This is a genomic window from Mesorhizobium sp. M0601 (genome assembly GCF_040320845.1).
Classification (GTDB): domain Bacteria; phylum Pseudomonadota; class Alphaproteobacteria; order Rhizobiales; family Rhizobiaceae; genus Mesorhizobium.
Window position 1 is genome coordinate 1 of the sequence record NZ_JAMYQK010000098.1, and the last position, 2,512, is coordinate 2,512.

Annotated in this window: 1 protein-coding gene and 2 pseudogenes; 2 read left to right on the forward strand and 1 reads right to left on the reverse strand. The window is 63.4% G+C overall.

Annotated elements, in window-relative coordinates; translation table 11 throughout:
• The first annotated feature begins 60 nt into the window (after positions 1 to 60).
• A pseudogene (locus NKI41_RS32900) lies at positions 61 to 789 on the forward strand (transposase).
• A gap of 176 nt (positions 790 to 965) precedes the next feature.
• Positions 966 to 1,349, forward strand: coding sequence for a hypothetical protein (locus NKI41_RS32910; RefSeq protein ID WP_352687196.1), 384 nt, complete (start codon positions 966 to 968; stop codon positions 1,347 to 1,349).
• A gap of 231 nt (positions 1,350 to 1,580) precedes the next feature.
• Here NKI41_RS32910 and tnpC read toward each other — a convergent pair.
• Positions 1,581 to 2,455 (reverse strand): annotated as a pseudogene (gene tnpC / locus NKI41_RS32915) (IS66 family transposase).
• Between the last annotated feature and the right edge of the window lie 57 nt (positions 2,456 to 2,512).

The window sequence follows — 2,512 nt, forward strand, 5'->3', positions numbered from 1 at the left end:
CCTCCTTCTGATGGTGTTTTCCATAGCGCCGAAGGATGCCACAACCTCGCCGCTCGCCCCATAGCATCTACGAGCCGGGGCACGACCAAAGAGACCGCAATTTGCATTGTCGACGAAACAGGCAAGATGTGCCGGAGATGAAGGTGCCGAGCCATCCCGAGTATCTTGTGCGGGTGCTCTCGGATCGGCCTGGACCTTTGAGCGGATCGGCCTCGAGGATGGTCGGCGGCGTCAAGTTCGAGCACGTATCCGCGAGCTCACCGAAGGCATGCCCGACGTGGCCGAGATTGTCGAGCCACTGCTCGATGCGCGCCGCAAGCTGCGCGAGAATTTTGCCGCGCTTCATCCCAAGCTTCTGGCGATCGTCCAGGATAACGAGGTCTGCCGGCGGCTAACGACGATACCGGGCGTCGGTCCGGTGGTGGGACTGGCCTATACCGCGACCATCGACATTCCGGCCCGCTTCCGCAACTCCAAGGCGGTCGGACCGATCTTGGGGCTGATGCCGGTGCTCCATGAGTCGGTCTAAAGCCGCCGCATCGGCCGGGTCTCCTGCTGCGGCGATGGCATGATGCGAACGCTGCTTTACGAAGCCGCGCAGACGCTGCTGACGCGCGTGACGAAATGGTCGTGGCTGACGGCGTGGGCGATGAATGTCGCCAGGCGGCGCGGCCGACAGAAGGCCATTGTCGCATTGGCCCGTGGGCTGGCGGTGATCATGCATCGCATGTGGCGCGCGGCACAGAGTTCCGCTGGACACGACAAGACATCATGCCGAAGGCCGCCTGATCGTGCCCGACCATTGCAGCCTGACGTTATTGACCCGGCCTGAGCGCCGTCGTCGTTGGAGTGAAGAGGATCAGTGCCGGATACTGGCCGCGGCATTCGCGCCCGGGTCCACGGTGGCGGCGGTGGCGCATCAGTACGATGTCGCGACCAGCCTGATCTTATAGTGGCGGCGGACGGTGAGAACCCACGAGACGGGCTTTGCTGAAGTTGTCGTGGTTCCCGATAAGCCTGTCGCCGCTTCGGTGCCGGCGGCGCCACCAGCGGTGATCGAGCTGGAGATCGCCGGCAAGGTGCCGCTGCGGATTCCGCTGACCACGCCGCCAACACTGACGGCGGCGATGGTGAAGGCTCTGGCGTTTCATGATCCCGGTCCCGAGCTAGGTGCGGATCTGGTTGGCGGTCGGCCGGACCGATATGCGTCGCGGGAATGCAGGGTCTCGCTCTGCAGGTTCAGGAGACGTTGGGCCGGGATCCCCATTTATGTGTCGGTCGTGGATATGTGGCGGCGCGGTCCCGAAGCGGCTAATTCCGCGGTGATCGCGAGCTTTGCCGCCACATAATACTCAGATGCGCTCCAGCAATTGCAACACTGCATCCTTGGGTTTGAAGGTAAGCGATGCGCCGAGGCACCTTTCCCGAAATCGACTTGATGGTTAGATCGCTCGTTGGCCGGCCCGCCGGCGCCGATCCATCGTAGAGGAAGCGGTTGAACGCGCGCCATCGCTAGGTGCCGTAGGCGAAGGCCTTCGCGATATCGGCATGGCGCGACAAACCGTTGCCTGGCGCATGAGCTATCGTCGCAGCGCGCGGACCAGTGGTCGGGTCCGCGTTCGTCGTGCGACCAATCGCTCGGCGGGCGGCAGCCCCCTTATCTCTTCCTCGATCCGGTAGATCGCCTGGATACCGGCCATCGCCGTCGTGCCGAGCTCGGTCGGCTGGCTGTCGTGAACGTCGAATATCTTGCGACGCAGAGGGGCCAGGCAGGCGGCTTCTCGAATGACGCCGACCTCGTAGAGCTGATTGTAGCCGCTGAAACCGTAGGCCTGGAGCGTACCGGTAAATCCGGCGAGCTCGCTCATCACGATCTCGCCGGCGCGGCCCATGGTGGCGCGATACCAGGCGATCGGCGGCTCCTGCGAACCCGAGTTGCGATCGTCGGCGATGTAAACCCAGAGCGCGCCCTTGTGTGTCTTGCCGTTGCTGGGCGCCAGGACGGAAGCCGCGTATCATCGGTGTGAATCTTGGTGCGAGTACGGCCGATCTCACGGATGCGGTTGTAGATCGGATCGAGCAAGGCGGCGGCATAGCCGGCGCTGCGCGCAAGCGTGGATCGCTCGATATCGACGCCCTTGGTGGCCATCATCTGGGCCTGACGGTAGAAGGGCAGATGATAACCCCACTTGGCCATCATGATATGGGCGAGCGCGGCATAGCTGAGCGTGCCGCGTGCAATGGCCGTGGCTGGTGCCGGCGCCTGGATGATTTTATCGCAGGTCCGGCAGCTGTACTTGGGTCGAATGGTCTCCATCACCTGCCAGGCCTGGGCGACCAGATCGAGCATCTCGTCGCTATCTTCGCCCATGGCGCGCAGATCGCCGCCGCAGCCCGGGCAACATGCGCAAGACGGCTCGCGAATGACAGGCTCTCGCTTTCGCGACCAATCCATTCCGCGAATGGTCTGATTTGAATATCACCATAGGATCAGGCGGGCCGCGCGGTCTTG